General features: G+C 62.9%; 22 protein-coding genes. 17 read left to right on the plus strand and 5 right to left on the minus strand.

Annotated elements, in window-relative coordinates; all coding sequences use genetic code 11:
• Nucleotides 1–36: 36 nt before the first annotated feature.
• Nucleotides 37–1,926, minus strand: coding sequence for a PhoX family protein (locus AVO45_RS08240; protein WP_068345813.1), 1,890 nt, complete (start codon nucleotides 1,924–1,926; stop codon nucleotides 37–39).
• 195 nt (nucleotides 1,927–2,121) lie between these two features.
• On the opposite strand from AVO45_RS08240, the gene AVO45_RS20120 reads away from it, so the two are divergent.
• The 5 genes from AVO45_RS20120 (at nucleotide 2,122) to AVO45_RS08260 (ending at nucleotide 6,294) form a co-directional block, all read left to right on the plus strand.
• A complete protein-coding gene (locus tag AVO45_RS20120; RefSeq protein ID WP_276202399.1) occupies nucleotides 2,122–2,250 on the plus strand; it encodes a hypothetical protein in 129 nt (42 codons plus the stop codon).
• A 163-nt stretch (nucleotides 2,251–2,413) separates the two neighbouring features.
• Nucleotides 2,414–3,049 (plus strand): paraquat-inducible protein A, encoded by a 636-nt coding sequence (locus AVO45_RS08245; RefSeq protein ID WP_068346675.1) that lies wholly within the window; start codon nucleotides 2,414–2,416, stop codon nucleotides 3,047–3,049.
• The gene (locus AVO45_RS08250) at nucleotides 3,016–3,651 is read left to right on the plus strand and encodes a paraquat-inducible protein A (protein WP_082688723.1); all 636 of its coding nucleotides are present in this window, start codon (nucleotides 3,016–3,018) and stop codon (nucleotides 3,649–3,651) included. Before AVO45_RS08245 ends, AVO45_RS08250 begins: the two co-directional genes overlap by 34 nt.
• Entirely contained in the window at nucleotides 3,648–5,732 is a 2,085-nt protein-coding gene (locus tag AVO45_RS08255) for an MlaD family protein (protein WP_240482099.1), read from the plus strand. Before AVO45_RS08250 ends, AVO45_RS08255 begins: the two co-directional genes overlap by 4 nt.
• 1 nt (nucleotide 5,733) lies before the next feature.
• Nucleotides 5,734–6,294, plus strand: coding sequence for a PqiC family protein (locus tag AVO45_RS08260; RefSeq protein ID WP_068345816.1), 561 nt, complete (start codon nucleotides 5,734–5,736; stop codon nucleotides 6,292–6,294).
• 93 nt (nucleotides 6,295–6,387) lie between these two features.
• Here AVO45_RS08260 and AVO45_RS08265 read toward each other — a convergent pair whose 3' ends face one another.
• The 4 genes from AVO45_RS08265 to AVO45_RS08280 all read right to left on the minus strand — a co-directional run bounded on the left by AVO45_RS08265 (nucleotide 6,388) and on the right by AVO45_RS08280 (nucleotide 8,799).
• A complete protein-coding gene (locus AVO45_RS08265; RefSeq protein WP_068345819.1) occupies nucleotides 6,388–7,476 on the minus strand; it encodes a YeeE/YedE family protein in 1,089 nt (362 codons plus the stop codon).
• Nucleotides 7,477–7,605: 129 nt separating this feature from the next.
• Nucleotides 7,606–7,815, minus strand: a complete 210-nt coding sequence (locus AVO45_RS08270) for a DUF6967 family protein (RefSeq protein ID WP_068345821.1) — start codon at nucleotides 7,813–7,815, stop codon at nucleotides 7,606–7,608.
• Entirely contained in the window at nucleotides 7,805–8,005 is a 201-nt protein-coding gene (locus AVO45_RS08275) for a hypothetical protein (protein ID WP_068345823.1), read from the minus strand. Before AVO45_RS08275 ends, AVO45_RS08270 begins: the two co-directional genes overlap by 11 nt.
• Complete coding sequence (locus tag AVO45_RS08280; RefSeq protein WP_157770128.1) at nucleotides 8,002–8,799, minus strand: TauD/TfdA family dioxygenase; 798 nt, start codon at nucleotides 8,797–8,799, stop codon at nucleotides 8,002–8,004. Before AVO45_RS08280 ends, AVO45_RS08275 begins: the two co-directional genes overlap by 4 nt.
• Nucleotides 8,800–9,186: 387 nt before the next feature.
• Between AVO45_RS08280 and dsrA the strand changes: the two genes are divergently transcribed.
• The 12 genes from dsrA to nrfD all read left to right on the plus strand — a co-directional run bounded on the left by dsrA (nucleotide 9,187) and on the right by nrfD (nucleotide 19,903).
• On the plus strand, nucleotides 9,187–10,494 hold the full coding sequence (gene dsrA / locus AVO45_RS08285) for a dissimilatory-type sulfite reductase subunit alpha (RefSeq protein WP_068345834.1): 1,308 nt from the start codon (nucleotides 9,187–9,189) through the stop codon (nucleotides 10,492–10,494).
• 23 nt (nucleotides 10,495–10,517) lie between these two features.
• Nucleotides 10,518–11,600 (plus strand): dissimilatory-type sulfite reductase subunit beta, encoded by a 1,083-nt coding sequence (gene dsrB / locus AVO45_RS08290; RefSeq protein WP_068345836.1) that lies wholly within the window; start codon nucleotides 10,518–10,520, stop codon nucleotides 11,598–11,600.
• A 12-nt stretch (nucleotides 11,601–11,612) separates the two neighbouring features.
• A complete protein-coding gene (gene tusD / locus AVO45_RS08295; RefSeq protein WP_068345838.1) occupies nucleotides 11,613–12,005 on the plus strand; it encodes a sulfurtransferase complex subunit TusD in 393 nt (130 codons plus the stop codon).
• Between the two features lie 9 nt (nucleotides 12,006–12,014).
• Nucleotides 12,015–12,422 carry a sulfurtransferase complex subunit TusC gene (gene tusC / locus AVO45_RS08300; protein WP_068345840.1) on the plus strand — a complete coding sequence of 136 codons (408 nt, stop codon included), beginning with the start codon at nucleotides 12,015–12,017 and terminating at the stop codon, nucleotides 12,420–12,422.
• 10 nt (nucleotides 12,423–12,432) lie between these two features.
• Nucleotides 12,433–12,741 carry a sulfurtransferase complex subunit TusB gene (gene tusB, locus AVO45_RS08305; protein ID WP_068345842.1) on the plus strand — a complete coding sequence of 103 codons (309 nt, stop codon included), beginning with the start codon at nucleotides 12,433–12,435 and terminating at the stop codon, nucleotides 12,739–12,741.
• A 36-nt stretch (nucleotides 12,742–12,777) separates the two neighbouring features.
• Nucleotides 12,778–13,110 (plus strand): TusE/DsrC/DsvC family sulfur relay protein, encoded by a 333-nt coding sequence (locus AVO45_RS08310; protein WP_068345844.1) that lies wholly within the window; start codon nucleotides 12,778–12,780, stop codon nucleotides 13,108–13,110.
• A gap of 132 nt (nucleotides 13,111–13,242) precedes the next feature.
• Complete coding sequence (locus AVO45_RS08315) at nucleotides 13,243–13,965, plus strand: respiratory nitrate reductase subunit gamma (protein WP_205627867.1); 723 nt, start codon at nucleotides 13,243–13,245, stop codon at nucleotides 13,963–13,965.
• Between the two features lie 3 nt (nucleotides 13,966–13,968).
• Nucleotides 13,969–15,474 carry a sulfate reduction electron transfer complex DsrMKJOP subunit DsrK gene (dsrK, locus tag AVO45_RS08320; protein ID WP_068345846.1) on the plus strand — a complete coding sequence of 502 codons (1,506 nt, stop codon included), beginning with the start codon at nucleotides 13,969–13,971 and terminating at the stop codon, nucleotides 15,472–15,474.
• A 31-nt stretch (nucleotides 15,475–15,505) separates the two neighbouring features.
• Complete coding sequence (locus tag AVO45_RS08325) at nucleotides 15,506–17,455, plus strand: NAD(P)-binding protein (protein WP_099045720.1); 1,950 nt, start codon at nucleotides 15,506–15,508, stop codon at nucleotides 17,453–17,455.
• Nucleotides 17,456–17,457: 2 nt separating this feature from the next.
• A complete protein-coding gene (locus AVO45_RS08330; protein WP_068345850.1) occupies nucleotides 17,458–17,934 on the plus strand; it encodes a hypothetical protein in 477 nt (158 codons plus the stop codon).
• Nucleotides 17,931–18,677, plus strand: coding sequence for a sulfate reduction electron transfer complex DsrMKJOP subunit DsrO (dsrO, locus tag AVO45_RS08335; protein ID WP_068345851.1), 747 nt, complete (start codon nucleotides 17,931–17,933; stop codon nucleotides 18,675–18,677). Before AVO45_RS08330 ends, dsrO begins: the two co-directional genes overlap by 4 nt.
• A 14-nt stretch (nucleotides 18,678–18,691) precedes the next feature.
• Nucleotides 18,692–19,903 (plus strand): NrfD/PsrC family molybdoenzyme membrane anchor subunit, encoded by a 1,212-nt coding sequence (nrfD, locus tag AVO45_RS08340; protein WP_068345853.1) that lies wholly within the window; start codon nucleotides 18,692–18,694, stop codon nucleotides 19,901–19,903.
• The last annotated feature ends 2 nt before the right edge of the window (nucleotides 19,904–19,905 follow it).

Below are 19,905 nucleotides of genomic sequence, written 5' to 3' on the forward strand. Positions count from 1 at the left end.
ACGGGGCCGGAGGATGCGCTCCGGCCCCGGTTGCACTCAGCCGATCAGCCCGTTGTCCTTGCGTTTGATCGCGATCACCGACGAGCGCGGCGTGCCGCCGTCGGGCCAGTTCTTGCCCGGGTGCTGGATGCCGACGAACATCGTGCGCCGATCGGCCGACCATGTCAGGCCGGTCACTTCGCAGCCGGTCGGGCCGGTCATGAAACGCACGATCTCGCGGGTGACCGGGTCGCCGACCAGCATTTGGTTGTTGCCGTGCCCGGCGAAATCGCCGTCGTTGTCGTCGTTGCCGTCGGTCTGGATCCAGACCAGCCCGGTCGAGTCGATCGCCATGCCGTCGGGCGAGTTGAACAGGTTGCCCTCGTTGATGTTTTCGGACCCGGCATAGGCGTCCTTGTGGACCGTCGGGTTGCCCGCCATCACGTAGAGATCCCAGTCGAAGCCAGCCTCGGCATGGTCCTCGTTCGCCGGGCGCCAGCGCACGATCTGGCCGTATTTGTTGGCCTCGCGCGGGTTGGGGCCGTTGACCGAAGTGTCGTCGCCGCCCGCGTTCGGCTTGACGCCGCGGTTCTTGTTGTTGGTCAGGCAGCAATAGGCTTCGGCCGCGACCGGGCTGGTGGCCACCCATTCGGGGCGGTCCATGGTGGTGCCGCCGGCCTTCGAGGCCGCCATGCGGGTGAAGATCAGGATCTCGGCCGGGTCCATGCCGGTGGTTTCCGGGGTCAGGGGCAGCCACTGGCCGGTCCCGTCGTCGTTGAACCTGGCCACATACAGCGTGCCGTCATCCAGCAGCCCCTCGGTTTCGCCGCCGGGCGTGTAGATGCCGTTCGAGACGAACTTGTAGAGGTATTCGCCGCGCTCGTCATCGCCCATGTAAACCACCACGCGGCCATCCCTGGCCAGCTCCACCGCCGCGTTTTCATGCTTGAAACGCCCCAGCCCGGTATGCTTGACCGGCGTGCTTTCGGGATCCGTCGGGTCGATCTCGACGATCCAGCCGGCCCGGTGCGGCTCGTTGGGGTTCTTCGACGTGTCAAAGCGCGGATCGAACAGCTCGTATCCGTTCCAGCCCTGGGCCTTGATGCCATAGCGTTTGTAGCCGTCGGCGACCTTGGGGTCGTAGCTGGCGGTCTCGTCGCTGGAGCCGAAATAGCCGTTGAAGTTTTCCTCGCAGGTCAGGTAGGTGCCCCAGGGCGTCTTGCCCGCGCCGCAGTTGTTCAGGGTGCCCAGGGACAGGGTGCCGGACGGGTCGGCCTCGGTCTTGAGCAGATCGTGCCCGGCGGCGGGGCCTGCGATCTTCATGGGCGTGTTGTGGTGGATGCGGCGGTTGAACGGGCTGTCCTTGACCACGGCCCAGCCGTCGGGGCCTTCGGCGATCTCCATCACGGTCACGCCCTGGATGTTCTGCAATTTGCGCACGTCATCGGCGCTGGCCGGTTTGCCTTTCTGCGCTGCGGGCAGGTTGATCTTGCGGTTGGGATATTCGTGGTTGATGGCGATCAGCTGGTGCCCCCGATAGGAAAAGGCCTCCATCCCGTCGGTGTTCTCGCCGAATACCCTGTCCGAGTTTTCGACCGGCCCGCCATCGGTGACGTCATAGCCGTCGGCGTCCGAGAACAGCGGGTCGCCCCAGCGCGCCAGAATCTTCCATTCGTATCCTTCGGGGACATGGACGGTGCCGTCGGTCTGGGCGGCGATCGGGGTGAAGGCAAAGCGCGACGCGGCCTGGGCCTGCGCCGAGGTCGAGCCCAGCAAACCGGCGCCCATGGCTGCGGCGCCCGAGCCGAAGGCCAGAACGCCGCCCAGGAATCCGCGGCGCGAGATGGCGCTTTCGACGACGCGGTCGAAGTCGTTTTCTTCCGGTCGGGGGAAATTCAGCTCGTCCCATTCGTCGGCTGTAAGCGTGGTGGGGTCAATGTCTCGCATGGCGGTTTCTCGCTAATGGCTGGTTGCATATGGCGCGGGGTCTAGGCCGAGAATGTTACAACTGTTTGACAGTGTTTCAGCGGCGAGCTTTGAAACATGTTACTGATTTTGGATCAAAGTGCGAAGAAATCCATCCGGCCGTGATCCCGCCGCCGGATGCCTCTCGTGCTTTCCGGCGCATTCGGAGGGAAGCCCATGGGGATCGGTGGAGCTTTGCAGAAGCCATCCCGGAAGGTTCCATTGCGGCGCGGGCTGGTCGAAGAGGACACGACCGCTCTGCCGCTGGTTCTGCGCGAGAAAAGGCAAATTCCGTTCGAGATTTGAAATTTGCTTTGTTGCGAGGGCGTCAACGCTATATTCAATCGTTTCAGGGGCGAAAAGGAGGCCCTGACGAGGCCATCATGGCTTGATGGCATCTTGGAAAACCCACATGGCAACGCAGGACGGAAAAGGGGAAATGCCCGGGCTTGCCCGGGCCAGGAGTGAAATGAGCGGCCAGACGACGATCGATCCCGGCGAACTGATCGCCTGCCCGGTCTGCGATGCGTTGCATCGGGATCAGACGGTGCCGCCGCACAGCACCGCGCGATGCGTGCGCTGTGGCACCGTTCTGGCGGCGCCGCGGAAAGGGGCCATGACCCAGATCACCATGCTGGCGGCGACGGCGCTTATTCTGATGGTGGCCGCAGTGGTGTTTCCGTTTCTCGAGCTTCAGGCGCGCAGCCTTTCTCAGAAAGCCTCGGTACTCGACGCGGTTCTGGCATTTTCACAGGGTCTCATGGCGCCGCTTTCCCTGGCGGTCGCATTCCTGATCGTCCTGCTGCCTGCGGCCCGTTATCTGGCCCTGATCTACGCGCTCGCACCGATGGCGCTGGGCTGGCACCCCGCCCGACATGCCAAGGCCGTGTTCGGTTGGGCAGAGCGGATCAAACCCTGGGCAATGGCCGAAATCTTCATCATCGGCGTCGCCGTTGCCCTTGTGAAAGTGGCCGGGCTGGCGCGCGTCGAACTGGGCCCGGCCTTCTGGGCCTTTTCCGCGCTGGTCGTGGTCACGATCATACAGGACAACTACATTTGCAGGCTCACCGTATGGAAAACGCTGGAAGAACGCAGCCGGTTCTGACGGCGCAGGCCGCGGGGCTTGTCGGGTGCAGAGCGTGCGGGCGCGTCAACCCGCAGAGGGCGAAAGTTTGCGCCCGCTGCGGCGGCGAGCTTTGCCCGAATGACCCGGCTGCACTCCAAAGGGTCTGGGCCTGGCTGGCCGCCGGTTTGATCGCCTATGTGCCAGCCAACATCTACCCGATGCTGCGCACCTCAACGCTTGGCCGCACATCGGAAAACACCCTGATCGGCGGCGTGGTGGAGTTGTTCAGCCATGGCGCATATGGCGTCGGTTTGATCGTTTTCGTCGCCAGCATCGTCATACCCGTCGCGAAATTCATCGCCATAGCCTATCTGGCTGTTTCGGTTCGCAGGCCCTCGGTCCCGGGAGACCATAAACGACTGGTTCTGTTTGAAGTCGTCGAATTCATCGGGCGATGGTCGATGATCGACGTGTTCGTCGTTGCCATCCTGTCGGCTCTGGTCCAGTTGGACTTTGCCGCCTCGATCAATCCCGGCGCGGCCGCGGTCAGTTTTGCACTCTCGGTTGCATTTACCATGCTGGCGGCGCAGAGCTTCGACCCGCGCCTAATCTGGAATGCCAACGAGCGAGTACACGCATGACACAACCCGAACCCGCCGAGATGAAAGTGTCCGGTCCCCGGCCGTCCATGTGGCGGAACCTGTCGCTCGTCTGGCTGGTTCCGGTACTGGCGCTCGCCGTGTCGCTGGGAGTGGCGTGGAAGGCTTACAGGGATCGCGGCGTATTGATCAACATCACCTTTGCCAATGCCGCCGGGATCGTGGAGGGCGAAACCACGGTCCGTTTTCGTGACGTGGTGGTTGGCCATGTCGAGAATGTGGGTTTTGGCAGGGATCTTTCGCAGGTTGTGGTGTCGGCCCGGATCGACAAGGAAATCGCGCCCTATCTGGATGAAGACGCCAGCTTCTGGGTGGTCCGCCCCGAGGTCAGCGCACGCGGCATCTCGGGCCTCAGCACGGTTCTGTCCGGCGTTTATATCGAGGGCGCCTGGGACCAGCAGGCCGGAACACCGCGCAGCGAATTCGAGGGCGCCGACCGGCCGCCGCTGGTTCAGCCGGGGCGTGCCGGGCGCCGGATAACGCTGCGAACCGACGACGGCAGCATGATTTCCGAAGGCGCACCGGTGCTCTATCGCGGCATCGAGGTCGGGCGGCTCGAGCAGCCGCGCCTCACCCTCACCGGCAGCAATATCGTGGTGGATGCCTTCATCGAGGCACCGCATGACCGGCGCATCAACTCGGCCACCCGGTTCTGGGATACCTCCGGTTTCTCCGTTTCCATCGGGGCGGGGGGGCTGTCTCTCGACGTCGACAGTCTCGCGTCTCTTGTGGCCGGCGGTATCGAATTCGACACCATCTTCGATGGTGGCCGTCCGGTCAGCTCTGGTGCGGTATTCGACATCTACCCCGATGAGGCGACAGCACGGCGCACCGCCTTTGCCCGCACGCTGTCAGGCGGCGTTGCCGTTTCCGTGGCCTTCGACGAATCCGTGGCCGGGCTTACGAATGGCGCGGCGGTTCAATATGGCGGTATCCGGGTCGGCGAGGTCAGCAGCCTGAACGCCTTGGTGCAGAATGAGACGGGCGCCCCCGAAGTTCGGCTGGTTGCCAATCTGTTGCTGGATCCGGTCTTGCTGGGGCTGCCGGCAGGGGCCGGCGAAGCCGAGGTGCTGGATTTCCTGGAGCAGGCCGTCGCGAACGGGTTGCGTGCGCGGCTCGCAGCCGCGGGACTGTTCAGTTCGGATCTGATCGTGGAACTGGTCAGTCTGGAAGACGCAGCCCCGGCGTCTTTCGACCGGGACGCCGAGCCATATCCGAGCCTGCCCAGCGCGCCATCGGACCTGCCCGATTTCACCGCGACGGCCGAAGGTGTTCTGGAGCGCATCAACGAACTGCCCGTCGAAGAGCTTCTCGATCAGGCAATCCGCACGATGGCCAGCATCGAAAACCTGGCTTCGGATGAAAGCACCCGCAAGACGCCCGCGGCCGCCGTGGCGCTGCTGGAAGAAACACGCGCGTTGGTGGCCGATCCGGCCATACAGGCCCTGCCTGCAGAATTGCGGGCCGTCATCGCCGACCTGCAAGCCACCATCGCCGAGCTGCGCGAAGGCAGGGCAATGGCGAACCTTGCCGAGGCGCTGGACCAGGTCAATGCGGCAGCCAGCAACATCGCCACCGCGTCCGAGGATGTTCCGGCGCTGATCGAGGAGATCCGGGCCGTGACGGCCAAGGTCAATTCGCTGGAAGCCGAGGAAATGGTGCGGACCGCAAACCGCCTGATGAACAGTTTTGACGCCCTCGTCGGAACCGAGGACGCCCGAGCCCTGCCCGAGGCTTTGACAGGGGCCCTGGGTGAGGTCCGGACCACGTTGACGGATCTGCGCCAGGGCGGGCTGGTGGAGAACGCGAATGCCACCATGGCATCGGCGCGCGAAGCGGCCGAAGCCGTGGCTGCCGCAACCGAAGGTCTGCCCGAGCTGTCGGCGCGGCTCGAACAGCTGGTTGTTCAGTCGGAGGCTCTGATTGCGGCTTACGGCGACAGTTCCGACTTCAACGCCGAAACGCTGGATGCCCTGCGCGAGGTCAAGACCGCGGCCCGGGCCGTTTCCCAGCTTGCCCGGCTGATCGAGCGAAATCCGAACTCAATTGTTTTTGGAAAGTGACATGAAAAAGTTTCTGTTTCCCCTGATGTTGCTGGCGGTTCTGCCCGCCTGCGGAACGTCCAATGACGCTCATTTCCTGATCGCCCCTGCGCCCGCGGAGCCGAGTGTTCGCCTGCAGGCGCAAACGATCGAAATGAGGATGGTTTCGCTCCCCGCCTATGCCGCGGCCTCGGAAATCTTCGCGCAATCTCCGGATGGCGCGCTTTATGCGCAGGGCAACGCGCTCTGGGCCGACGACCCGGTGCGCGGGATCACCGCGGCCCTTGCTCGGGGTCTGAGCGAGCGCACGCGTTCCTCGGTCACGATGGAACCCTGGCCGCTGAACAACGGTCCGGATGCCCGGATCGACGTGCGCGTGGATCAGATCTATGCCCGCGCCGATGGCAGTTTCGAGATGTCGGGGCAGTTCGCCGTTTCCTCGCCGGGTGGGACGACCAGAGAATTCGTGCGGCGGTTCGACATCAGGACCCCGGTTTCGGGCGAGGGACCTGCCGCAATCTCGGGGGCGCTGGCGACTGCCCTGTCCCGGCTGTCTGGCGAGATAGCGGCTGCCATGAGCTAGGCCCGCCAAAACCGGCGGACAGGGGCGAGGGCCACCGTGAACTGGCCCTTTCCAGGAATTTCCGCGCCGGGATCCGCCGTTCTCGGCTGCCCGTCAGGCGAGGTTTTCCATCGTCTTCACGCCGATGGCGCCGCCGATCACGATGAAGACGAACGTGATCACCGACCCGATCGCCAGGGTGGAAACCCCGGTCAGCGCCTGACCCACGGTGCATCCCAGAGCGAGAACGCCGCCTATGCCCATGAGAGCCGCGCCGAACATGTTCCGGATGGAATCGCTCTTGTCGGCAAAGGTCGTCAGGTGCAGACGGCCCATCGAAACAGCGCCCAGAAAGCCCCCGAGCAATGCGCCGGCCACGGTGACCACGCCAAAGCCGGGCGCGCCCAGAGCGGTGTAGCGCATCAGGTAGTCGATGGTATCGCCCGCCGGCCGGACATAGCTGAGCGAGATCAGCGTCGGGTTGTCGGCGAATTCGTCATAGGTGATGCCCGTCAGGAACCAGCCCGCGACGACGCACAGGCCGATCCCCACCCCCGCCGCGATGTTGCGGCCGGAGCTCCGGAAAGAGGCGCTGGAGAAGCAATAGGCCAGAAGCGCCGCCACCAGAAGCACGACGCTGATCGCGGTGCCGGTTTCAATGGACATCCCGGACATGGCGGAAAGCGCCGCGCCGATGCTCTGATCTTCCATGCCGACGGCTTCGAGGTCCGAGGTCATCGGCGTGAAAAGCGAAACGCGCAGGGGCCCGAGCAGCCCGCCCATCGTCATGTAGCCGAAAATCCCGGTGATCAGCAGCACCACGACCGATCGCAGGTCACCGCCGCCGGCCCGGACGAGATTGCGGCTGATGCAGCCGCCGGAAAACACCATGCCAAAACCGAAGATCAGCCCCCCGATCACGTTGCCGCCCCAAGGCAAGGCCGTGGTCTGATACATCGACATCGACATGTCCGCGACACCTGCCATTTCTATCGCCGCGACGCCCAGTATCGCCACGGCCACGGCCAGCAGCCATGCCCGGAAGCGGTTGTAGTCCCCGAATGACAGGATGTCGGATATCGACCCCATGGTGCAGAAATTGGTTCGATACACGATAAAGCCGAACACGATTCCGATCAGTAGCCCTCCCCACGCGATATAGAATACCGCGGACTCGATGGCTGCCTCCCTCAAAGCTTCCATTTTCTCCTCCCCGAAATCTGAAACTTTCTTGCGCGCCGCCTTTGGTTTCAGAAATTAAAGTATGCGCATATTAAGATGCGAAGTGCTGTCCTGTCTACTGAGGAGAGGAGGGGGCGTGTATCGCTTGGGTTAAGCAGACCCGTCGGCAGCGGATACCAGGGCCGCGGCGAGAGTCCGGGCGGTGTCTTCGTCAAGGTCGACCTGAGTGATCCGTTTGCCTTCGCGCAGCACCAGGCGGACCATCCTCAGGCCGCTTGCAAAGCTGACTTCGCGGATCATGGCCCGGCGCCCGAAGGGCAGTTCAAGCTCCGCGAGGTCCTTCAGCGTCTCATCCGCCATAGCCGGTCCCTCGCGTAAAAGCGGCTTCGAGCGCCCATTCCCATTTCCGCGGCGTGTCCCTGAAATCGGGCTTGATGTCGAATTCAAGGAACATGTGGCCTTCTTCGGCGGCGTGCTCCACCAGCTTTTCGAGCGCCTGAAAGCTCTGCACGTCCGGGTTCGATATGATCAGGTCGCTGAGTTTGGTCATTGCGGCTTCCTCCCAATTCGGTTCAGGAACCGGACGCGGAAGATCAGGCGGTTTGAGCGCTCCCCATCTTCCGGGCCGAATGCGGTTCTGTTGTGCAGGACGTTGTTGTTCAAAATTCCCTGTCCAGCGGAAAGTCGAACTTCGTGAGCCAGCGGGTCGCCCTTTTCCAGAAGATCACGCAGGAATTCCGCGGCTTCAAGAGTGGCGGGGTCGTCGCGCCAGTGGATGCTGCGCGTGCGGGCAGTGTAACGCATCTGCAGCCGGCCGGTTTCGGCGTCCGGGTAAAAGACGGGCCCAACCGAGGCCGGCCGGATGCTGCCGTCGTTTTCGCGGTTCTCGGGGATCGTCATCGCCTCGGGATGCATCAGGGCCTTCAGATAGGCGGGGTCGGCGTCGCGCAGCCGGATATAGGCGATCTCGGGGTCCAGGATCTGGTTGGTGCCGCCGCTGCCCGCCTGACGGACGCAGTGCAGGACAAAGGCCGAAATCAGGTGGTCCGGCGCGTTGTAGTAGCCGTCCGTGTGCCAGTTCATGGCGCGGGTCGAGTAGGGGATGTATCCGCGTTTGCCCGGTTCCTGCGAGGGCTGCAGCGCCACGATACCGGCCTCGCCCGCGGATCGGTGCCTTTCGGCGATTCGCAATCCGAAAGCCGAGGCGAAACTCCTTAGTTTTCCACGGATTTCATCGGGATCCGAGCCGGAGTCCTGCCAGTGGTAATGGGCAAAATTGGTGTCTTCACAGCGGCGCAGCAGTTCTTCGCGCTCGGTCCGAGTGGGGTTTTCGAGGTTTTTCACCTCGACCGGAGGCAAAGTGAGCGAATTTTCCGCAGCCTGCAATCGGGCGGCTCTCCAGGCATCGTAACCATCTGCGGAGTCGACGTTAAGCCATTTGAAATTTGCGGTTTTTTCCGTGGCGATCATCGTTCCATCCGACATTTTGTGCGGGCTGATCCCCGCATGGCTCGAAAAAATCCTATCCGTTCGGGCGGGCTTTGTACGAGTTTTCGTTGATTATTACATTCGGTTATTGCAATGTATAGATGCAAGCGTTGGAGGAGAACGCTGGCAGATAAGCAAACGCGCGCGCTCTGCGCATCGGGTCAGGCGGAACCTCTGCCTGCGAGGCCCCAAGAAGAAAGAGCCGGAAAACGGCCCATATCGGAACTTGCTTGGGAGGAAGCAATGACGGACCGAAAGCCTACGGATGGAAAGCCGGAAGGTGGCAGCGAGGGCCATCATCCGACGCCGCACCTCGACCAACTGGAAGACGGCCCCTGGCCCAGCTTCGTGACCGGCCTGAAACGGCTGCGCGACGAAGGATCGCCGGGCAACCGGAAGATGATGAACGACCTTCTGGGCCAGCTGAACCATTCCTATGAAAACCGGCTGGGCTACTGGAAGGGGGGCACCGTCTCGGTCTTTGGCTATGGCGGCGGGATCATTCCGCGCTTTTCCGAAGTTGCCGACAAGTTTCCCGAGTCCAAGGAATTCCACACCCTGCGCGTGATGCCGCCGGCGGGGTATCACTATACGACGGATGTGCTGCGCAAGATGTGCGACATCTGGGAAGAGCATGGCTCGGGCCTGATCGCGTTCCACGGTCAGTCGGGTGACATCATGTTCCAGGGCTGCACCACCGAAAACACGCAAAAGGCTTTCGACGCTCTGAACGAGATCGGGTTCGACCTCGGCGGCGCCGGCCCCGCGCTGCGCACCGCGATGAGCTGCGTCGGACATGCCCGCTGTGAACAGTCTTGCTATGACGAGGTTCGCGCGCACCGGACGATCATCAACTCGCTGCTGGACGAGATGCACCGCCCGGCTCTGCCCTACAAGTTCAAGTTCAAGTTCTCGGGTTGCGCCAATGACTGCGTGAATGCCATCCACCGGGCGGACTTTGCCGTGATCGGCACCTGGCGGGACGACATCAAGATCGACCAGGAGAAGGTCAAGGAGCACGTCGCCGAAAAGGGCCGCAAATACACCATCGACACGGTCGTTTCGATGTGCCCGACCCGGGCGATCAGCCTCAATGACGACGACACGCTGGAGATCGACAACAAGTCCTGCGTGCGCTGCATGCACTGCATCAACGTGATGACCAAGGCGCTCAGCCCCGGCGACGATCGCGGGGTGTCGATCCTGATCGGCGGCAAGCGGGCGCTCAAGATCGGCGACCTGATGGGCATCATGGTCGTGCCGTTCATGAAGCTCGAGACCGACGAGGATTTCGAGAAGCTCGAGGAGTTCGCCGAAAACGTCGTGGAGTTCTTCGCCGACAACGCGCTCGAGCATGAGCGGATCGGGGAAACCATCGACCGGATCGGCCTGCCGGCCTTCCTCGAGGCGATGGACATCGATCCTGACCCGAACATGGTCAACCACCCGCGCACGTCCTGCTACGTGCGGACGGACGACTTCGACGACGAAGCGGCCAAGTGGTTCGAGCGCAAGGCCCGCGAAGCCGGGCTGCAGATCAGCGCAGAGTGACGGCAGGCGAGGGAGGAGACACCATGACAGACCAGGCTCAAAAACCACGCATGCCGGACGAAGTGGGTGTGCCGGATCCGTTTCAGTACATGCACCCGGTGCTCAAGGCCAATTATGGCAACTGGGACTGGCACGACCGCCCGCGTCCGGGCGTTCTGCGCCACGTATCCAAATCCGGTGACGTGATCTATACCGTCCGCGCCGGCACCCAGCGCCAGATGGACGTGTTCACGATCCGCAAGCTGGCGGATATCGGCGACAAATACGCCGACGGCCACATCCGTTTCACCACGCGTTCGAACATCGAATACATGGTCGCGGACGAGGCCAAGGTCGCCCCGCTGATCGAGGCGCTGGAGAGCGAAGGCTTCCCGGTGGGGGGCACCGGCGCTTCGGTGTCGATGATCAGCCACACCCAGGGCTGGCTGCATTGCGACATTCCCGGCACCGATGCCTCGGGCGTCGTGAAGGGGCTGATGGACATGCTGCACAAGGAATTCGTGCAGGAGAAGATGCCCAACCGGCTGCGGATCACCACGAGCTGCTGCCAGATCAACTGTGGCGGCCAGGGCGATATCGCGGTGAACGTGCAATACACCAAGCCGCCCAAGATCAACCACGACCTGGTGGCCAATGTCTGCGAACGCCCGGCGGTGGTGGCGCGTTGCCCGGTGGCCGCGATCCGGCCCGCCATGGTGAACGGCAAGCCGTCGCTGGAAGTGGACGAAAAGAAATGCGTCTGCTGCGGCGCCTGCTATCCGCCGTGCCCGCCGATGCAGATCAACGGAGACGACTCGACCAAGATCGCGGTCTGGGTCGGGGGCAAGCATTCGAACGCGCGGTCGAAGCCGACCTTCCACAAGCTCGCGGTGGCCAACCTGCCCAACAACGCGCCCCACTGGCCCGAGGTCAAGGAGGTCGTGCGCCGGATCGTCGAGGCCTACAAGGCCGACGCCAAGCACTGGGAGCGGATGGGTGAATGGATCGAGCGGATCGGCTGGAACCGGTTCTTTGAAATGACCGATCTGGCCTTCACCAAGCACCATCTCGACACCTGGACCGGCGCCCGCAAGTCCATGAACATGTCGGCGCATCTGCATTTCTGAGGCGAGGAAGTCGTGAAGTTCGGAGTAGTCATAAGCGAAGGGCCGTACACGCACGAGGCGGCGGATACGGCCTATCATTTCGTGAAGGCGGCGATCGCCAAGGGGCACGAGGTGCCGCGGGTGTTCTTCTATCACGACGGGGTCAACGTCTCGACGCGCCTCAGCGTGCCGCCGCAGGACGAGCGCCACATCCAGAACAACTGGACGGCGCTGGCCAAGGAGCACGACATCGACCTTGTCGTGTGCATCGCGGCGGCGCAGCGCCGCGGCCTGCTCGACCAGAACGAGGCCGAGCGGCAGGGCAAGGACGCCAACAACATCGCCGAGGGGTTCCGGATTTCGGGGTTGGGGCAGCTGATCGAAATGGGCATCCAGACCGACCGTCTGGTGATGTTCGGGGACTGAGGGGGAGCCATGCCGGACGTGAAGAAATTCCTCTACGTGAACCGCAAGGCGCCCTACGGCACGATCTATGCGCTCGAAAGCCTCGAAGTGGTGCTGATCGGCGCCGCGTTCGAGCAGGACGTGAGCCTTGCCTTTCTCGATGACGGCGTGTTCCAGCTGACCAAGGGGCAGAACACCGAAGGGATCGGGGTCAAGAACTTCTCGCCCACCTTCCGGGCGCTGGGCGATTACGAGGTGACCAAGCTTTTCGTCGAACGCGAGTCCCTCGAAGAAAGGGGGCTGACCGAAGCCGACCTGCAGGAGATCACCTATGAGGATGAGGACGACGACTGGGCCGAAAAGCCGTCGATCCGCGTGGTCAGCCGGGCAGAGATGGCCGAGATCATGGCGGATCAGGACGTGGTGCTGAGTTTCTGAGGAGGAGCGGATGTCGACTTTGCACACAGTGAACAAATCGCCCTTCGCGACCAACTCGTTGACGAGCTGCCTGAACCATTGCCGGGAGGGCGATGCCGTTCTGATGATCGAGGACGGGGTCTATGGCGGCCTGAGCGGAACGGCCGTGGCCGAACAGGTGGCGGCAAAGGCCGGATCGGTTTCGATCTATGTCCTGCGCCCGGATGCCGATGCGCGCGGGCTGGCGCAAGAGCGGATGCTCGAAGGGATCGAGGGCGTGGACTACGCCGGTTTTGTGGACCTGGCGGCGGCGCATGACCGCACCCAGGCGTGGCTTTAGGGAAACGGCCCCCAAGGGGCATCGAAGGAGGACGAAATGTCATATCAAGTCAATGGCCATACCATCGAGCATGACGAGGAAGGGTACATCACGAACCTCTCCGACTGGAGCATCGAGCTGGCCAACGAGATCGCGCGGACCGAAAACATCGAGATGACCGATGAGCACTGGGAAGTGGTGAACTTTCTGCGCCAATACTACGAGGAATACCAGATCGCGCCGGCCGTTCGGGTTCTGATCAAGGCGATCAAAAAGTCCATGGGGCCTGAAAAGGGCAACAACAAGTACATGTACGAGCTGTTCCCCTATGGCCCCGCCAAGCAGGCCTGCAAGATCGCCGGTTTGCCCAAGCCGACCGGCTGCGTCTGATCCATTGCCAGCCGGGCCCTTGGCTGCCCGATCCGAGACTTGAGGAGGAGTTCGGAGGGGCAACGCAACAGCCCGCCCGGCTGCGACGGCATTTTCCCGGGGCCGTCCGGGAAGCGAAGGGGAGGAGTTTGCGTGCTGTCAGTGATTTATGCGCTGCTGTTCTGGGTCGCCACGATCATTATGGTCGTGGGCGTCGCCCTCAGGATTCGCAAATACGCGCGCACTCCCGCCCCGCTCAAGATCCCGACCACCCCGGCGCCGGTCACGACCGGCGGCGTTGTGATGCGCATGGCGCGCGAGGTGATCCTGTTTGAAAGCCTGTTCAAGTCGAACAAGTGGATCTGGCTGTTCGGCTGGACGTTCCACATGGGGATGTGGCTGGTTCTGATCCGTCACCTCCGTTATTTCACGACCGATGTCTGGTGGTGGGTCGCTGTCGCGCAACCCTTTGGCACCTATGCAGGTTTCGCGATGCTGCTGGGGCTGCTGGGCCTCTGGGCGCGGCGGTTCCTGGTCGAGCGTATCCGCTACATCACCAACCCGTCCGATCACCTGATGCTGGCCCTGCTGGTGGCGATCGCCGGCAGCGGGCTGATGATGCGCTTCGTGGTTCATACCGACATCGTGGCGGTCAAGGTGTTCATGCTGGGGCTTTTGCGGCTGCGGATCGAGACCCTGCCGTCGGACCCGATCCTGCTGCTGCATCTGGGCTGCGTGGCGGCTTTGATGATCGTCTTTCCGATCTCGAAACTGCTGCACGCGCCGGGGGTGTTTTTCAGCCCGACCCGCAACCAGGTCGACAACCCGCGCGAACAGCGCCACCTCGCCCCCTGGGCGGCCAAGCTGGAGGGCTGAGGCATGGCTGACGGCGACGACCTGCCCAAGATGGAACATCCTCTGGAAATCCCCCGGCTGAAATGCGGCGCGATGGAGGGGCTGCAGCCCTTTGTCGCCGCGCCGGAACATCAGGACAAGCTGGGTTTTCCGGGTGAATTGCTGCCCGACTGGAAGGAGCGCGCGCTCGAGAAGATGGCCGAACTGGCCGAGAAGAACCGCGCCTTTCAGGTCTATCTGGATGCCTGCGTGAAATGCGGCGCCTGCACCGACAAGTGTCATTATTTCCTGGGCACGGGCGACCCCAAGAACATGCCGGTGGCGCGGCAGGATCTGCTGCGCTCGGTCTATCGCCGCTATTTCACCTTTGCGGGCAAGTATTTCCCGAAACTTGTGGGCGCGCGGGACCTGACCGAAGAGGTGCTGGACGAGTGGTATTCCTATTACCACCAGTGCTCGGAATGCCGCCGCTGCTCGGTCTTCTGCCCCTATGGCATCGACACCGCCGAGATCACAATGGCTGCGCGCGAGATCATGGACAGCGTCGGCCGGGGCCAGAAATACAGCAACGAGATCATCGGCAAGGTAAAGGATATCGGCAACAACCTCGGCCTGAACCCCAAGGCGCTTCGGGCGACGCTGGAGGATCTGGAAGAGGACATCGAGGACGATACCGGCATCTCCGTCCGCCTGCCGCTGGACGAGAAAGGCGCTGACATCCTGCTGGTCACGCCCTCGGCCGATTTCTTCGCCGAGCCGCATATCGACGGGTTGATCGGCTATGCCAAGGTGTTCCACGAGGCCGGGGTCAGCTGGACGCTGTCGTCCTATGCCTCCGAGGCGGCGAATTTCGGCCTGTTCATAGGCTCTTACGAGAACATGCGCGAGATCGCCCTGCGCATCCGAAAGGCGGCGCAGGAGCTGGGTGTCAAGCGGATCATCTTTGGCGAATGTGGCCACGCTTGGCGGGTGGCCTACAGCTTTCTCAATACGCTGGCGGGGCCGTGGGATTTCCTCGACCCGAACTATCCCGTGCCGCAGCATATTCTCGAGTTCACCTGGGGCGAGATCCAGAAAGGCACGCTCAAGCTGGACAAGTCGCGCAACGACCACATCCGGCTGACCTATCACGACAGCTGCAACGTGGCGCGGGCGTCGCGGATGGGGGATGAGCCGGGCGGCCAGTTCGAGATTCCGCGCAACGTGATCCGGGCGGTCTGCAATCATTATTACGACATGCCGGACGAGACCATCCGCGAGGCGACGCTGTGTTGCGGCGGTGGCGGCGGCCTGCTGACGGATGACCTGATGGATCTGCGCAAGAAGGGCGCGAGCCCGCGCATGACCGCGCTGCAGCAGACGACCGAAGAGCATGGCGTCACCCACATGGCGGCGATCTGCGCGATCTGCAAGACGCAGTTTTCCAAGGTCATGCCCGCCTATGGATATGAAATGGACTCGGTCGTTTCGGTGCACCAGCTGGTGTCGAACGCGATCATTCTGACGGGTCAGGAAGCGGACGAGGGCTAAGCCGAGTAAAGCCAATCGGGGAGGGATGGCAATGAACGAGATGAGCAATCAAAAGGCGCACACCTTCCGGCGGTTCAAGGAAGGCGAGACGGCGGCCGACTGGGATCTGGAAGAGAAGATCTTTCAGGCAGACCATTCCTACAAATGCCCGACATATGTGCACAAGACGCCGCCGTGCCAGGGGTCGTGCCCATCCGGCCACGAAATCCGCGGCTGGCTGGCGATTGCGCGCGGCATGGACAAGCCGCCGGTCGAGGACATGCCCTGGCAGGAATACGCCTTTCAGCGCATGGCCGCGGCCAACCCGTTCCCCGCGACGATGGGCCGTGTCTGCCCCGCACCCTGCGAAGCCGGGTGCAACCGCAACGAGGTGGACGACTATGTCGGCATCAACGCGGTCGAGCAATATGTCGGCGACTGGGCCAACGAGAACGGCGTCAAGCTGCCCGAGGCGGGCGCGGATACTGGAAAGAAGGTTGCGATCGTCGGTGGAGGCCCGGCCGGTCTTTCAGCGGCCTATTTCCTGCGGCTGGATGGCCATGCCGTCACGATCTTTGAAGCCCATGAGGAACTGGGCGGCATGATGCGCTATGGCATCCCGGGCTATCGCACCCCGCGCAGCATGCTGGACACCGAAATCGGGCGGATCATCGATCTGGGTGTCGAGGTGCGGACCGGAACCCGTGTCGGAACCGACGTGACGGTCGAGGAACTGGAGGCGAACTACGACGCGATCTACTGGGCGATGGGCGCCCAGAATGGCCGCCCGCTGCCCATTCCCGGCTGGGAAGGCACCGACAACTGCATCAACGGCATCGAGTTTCTGGACGCCTTCAACCAGGGTTACGTGCTGGGCACGGCGCAGAAGGTCGTGGTCGTGGGCGGGGGCGATACGTCGGTGGACGTGGCCTCGGTGGCGCGGCGGCTGGGCCATATCACCCAGGTGCGCCAGCCCGAACATCCTGACGGCACCCTGATCGACTTCACCGGGCATGACGTGGCATCGTCGCTGACCCGCGAGGGAATGAAGGCCACGCTGACCTCGCTGTTCCCGGTCGAGCAGATGACGGCGGCCGAGCGCGAACGCGAGGACGCGATGCGCGAGGGGATCGAGATCAAGGGCGGGGTGATGCCTCTTGAGGTGATCAAGGGGGAAGACGGCAAGGCCATCGCCTTGAGGATGTGCGAATGCGACATGGACGGGATGACCCCGGTTCCGCGCGAAGGCACCGAGTTCGAGATCGAATGCGACATCATCATCGCGGCCATCGGTCAGATGGGCAATTTCGACGGTCTGGAAGAACTTGACGGCGGCCGGGGGTTCATCGACGCCGGTGCGACCTATCAGGTCAAGGGCCGCGACAAGCACTTTGCGGGCGGGGACATCATCAGGCCGCATCTGCTGACGACTGCCATCGGGCACGGGCGCGTCGGCGCGGATGTGATCAGCGACTACCTGGATGATGGCGACATTCACAGGCGTCCGAAGGTGGACGTGCATCATTTCAACCTGCTGCGTGAACTGCATCAGCGCGGAAAGGACCCGGCCGAATACGACCACCAGCAGAAACGCGGCACCTCGTCGGCGGACTGGGCCATTCACAATTACGAGGACCGTTCGGCCAGCCAGATCATTCCGCATGACGAGCTGTTCAAGGGGCATTTCGAATTCGTCCCGCGTGAGCAGCGCAAGGAAGTCCATATCGAGGGCGATGAGGTTCTCGGCAATTTCGAAGAGCGCATCATCGGCCTGACCGAGGAGCAGGCCCGCACGGAAGGCGAGCGCTGCATGTCCTGCGGCATGTGCTTTGAATGTGACAACTGCGTGATCTACTGCCCGCAGGACGCCGTTCACCGGGTGAAAAAGGCCGACCGGACCGTCGGGCGCTATGTCTACACCGACTACAACGCCTGCGTGGGCTGCCACATCTGCATGGATGTCTGTCCGACCGGCTACATCAAGATGGGGCTTGGGGAGTGAACATGATCCGGGTGGTTCTTGCTTTGCTGCTGTTGGCCTGGTCATCCGGCGCGATGGCCGAAGAGCGGTCTTCGCTGTGGCCGGATGTTCCGGCCGCAACCGGTGAGCCGCATCCGGAAGGCAATGAATACTGGCGCAAGAACCACATGGCGCTGATGAAGCATGACCGGGATCTGACGATGCACCTGGGCGATCGCGAGATCGGCGCCAGCCTGAAAGGCTGTTTCGAGTGTCACACGACGACGAACGCATCCGGGAAAATTCTGACCTATGCGGATGAGGGGCATTTCTGCCGGACCTGCCATGATTTCGCGGCGGTGAAGGTGGATTGCTTTTCCTGCCATCGTTCGACACCCGAAGGCGTGGAGGAAGATGCGCAACACGCTGCCATCCGGCCGGAGGTGCCCGGTGGCGAAGACGGAAGAAATGAAATCCTGGCTTATCTGCAACGAGCCGCGGGGAAGGAGGCAGAGAAATGAGCCGGGAGAAACTGTCAGGCGCAGAACTGAACCGGCGGGATTTCCTGCGCAGCGGCGCGGCCGTCGCAACCGCGACCTTGGCGCCGGGCGTGACGTTGATGGCCTTTGGCGGCTCGGAAGCCGAGGCCGCGGCCGATGCCGGAAAGCGCTGGGGGTTGCTGATCGACGTGGGCAAGTGTGCCCCGGACTGCGACGCCTGCGTTTCGGCCTGTGCAGACGAGAATGGCTGGAAAGGGCAGGGCAACCCGGAAACCGACGCTCAGTGGATCCGCAAGGTGACGTTGAAGAACAAGGCGACGGGGCATGAGGCCTCGATGCCGGTGATGTGCCAGCATTGCGAGCAACCGCCCTGCGTCGATGTCTGCCCGACGGGCGCGTCGTTCAAGCGCGAGGACGGGATCGTTCTGGTCGACAAGCATATCTGCATCGGCTGCCGCTATTGCATGATGGCGTGTCCGTTCAAGGCGCGCTCTTTCGTGCATGAGCCGGTCGTCAACCAGAAGACCCACGCGCCGCGCGGGCAGGGAACCGTGGAAAGCTGCACCCTGTGCGTGCACCGGGTGGATGCGGGCGGCGTGCCGGCCTGCGTCGAGGCCTGCGCGGCCACCGGCAACGGCGCCATCATCTTTGGCGACCTGCGCGACCCCGAGAGCGAAATTTCCAAGCGCTTGGCGGAATACCCGTCGGTGGCCCTGCGCCCCGATCTCGATCTGAACCCGGGCGTCCGCTACGCGGAACTTTGAAAGGCGGTCTGGCGATGGAACGGACGATCTACAGGGAACTCAAACCGACCCCGCAGCTTTGGTTCGTGGCATTCGGGCTGGTGGTTGTCGTGGTGGCAGCACTGGCATCCGTCATTCATGTCGAGCATCGCGGCCACATCGCGACCGGCATGACCAACCAGATCGTCTGGGGCCTGCCGCATGTCTTTGCCATTTTCCTGATCGTGGCGGCGTCAGGTGCGCTGAACGTGGCCTCCATGGCCTCGGTGTTCGACAAGACGCAATACAAGCCGCTGTCGCGGCTGTCTGGCCTGCTGGCGATGGCGCTGCTGGTCGGCGGTCTTGCGGTTCTGGTCCTGGACCTCGGCCGGCCCGACCGCCTGATCGTGGCGATGACCACTTACAATTTCAGCTCGATTTTCGCCTGGAACATCTTTCTTTACACGGGATTCCTGGCAATCGTCGCCATCTACCTGTTCGCGCAGATGTCGCGTGGAGTGACCAGCGAGGTCGTCAAGCGTGTCGGCCTGGTTGCCTTTCTGTGGCGGCTGGCGCTGACCACCGGCACGGGGTCGATCTTTGGCTGGCTGGTGGCGCGGCCCGGATATGATGCCGCGATCATGGCGCCCCTGTTCATCGCGATGAGCTTTTCCTTTGGGCTTGCGGTTTTCATCCTCGTTCTGGTCGCGCTGTTCCGCCTGTCGGAGCGGCCTCTGAGTGACCAGTTGCTATACAGCTTCGGCCGGCTGCTGGCGATTTTCGCGGCGGTGGTGCTGTATTTCTCGGCCGTGCGCCACCTGACCAACCTATATGCGGCGGAACATGCGGGGTTCGAGGCGTTCATTCTGGCCGAGGGTGGGTTCCAAACCGTGCTATTCTGGGGCGGCCAGGTCCTGTTGGGCGGGGTCGTTCCCATCGCGATGATCTTTCACCCGACCTTTGGCAAAACGCGGCAGGCAGTGCTTCTGGCCTCGGTGCTTATCATTCTTGGTGGCTTTGCGCATATCTACCAGATCGTGATCGGCGGGCAGGCTTACCCGATGCCCCTGTTCCCCGGCTACGAAGTCTCAAGCGGGTTCGGCGATGGCGCAGTGGCGCAATACAGCCCGCGATGGCCCGAGCTTGTGCTTGGCCTTGGGGGCGTCGCGATCGCGCTGATCGCGACCGGGCTGGGGGCGAAGGTGCTGAGGATTTTGCCCACGAACCTGTCTGATGCGAATATGGAAAGGCAAGGCGGAAACGGATAATT

The sequence above is a fragment of the Ruegeria marisrubri genome, from assembly GCF_001507595.1.
GTDB lineage: Bacteria > Pseudomonadota > Alphaproteobacteria > Rhodobacterales > Rhodobacteraceae > Ruegeria > Ruegeria marisrubri.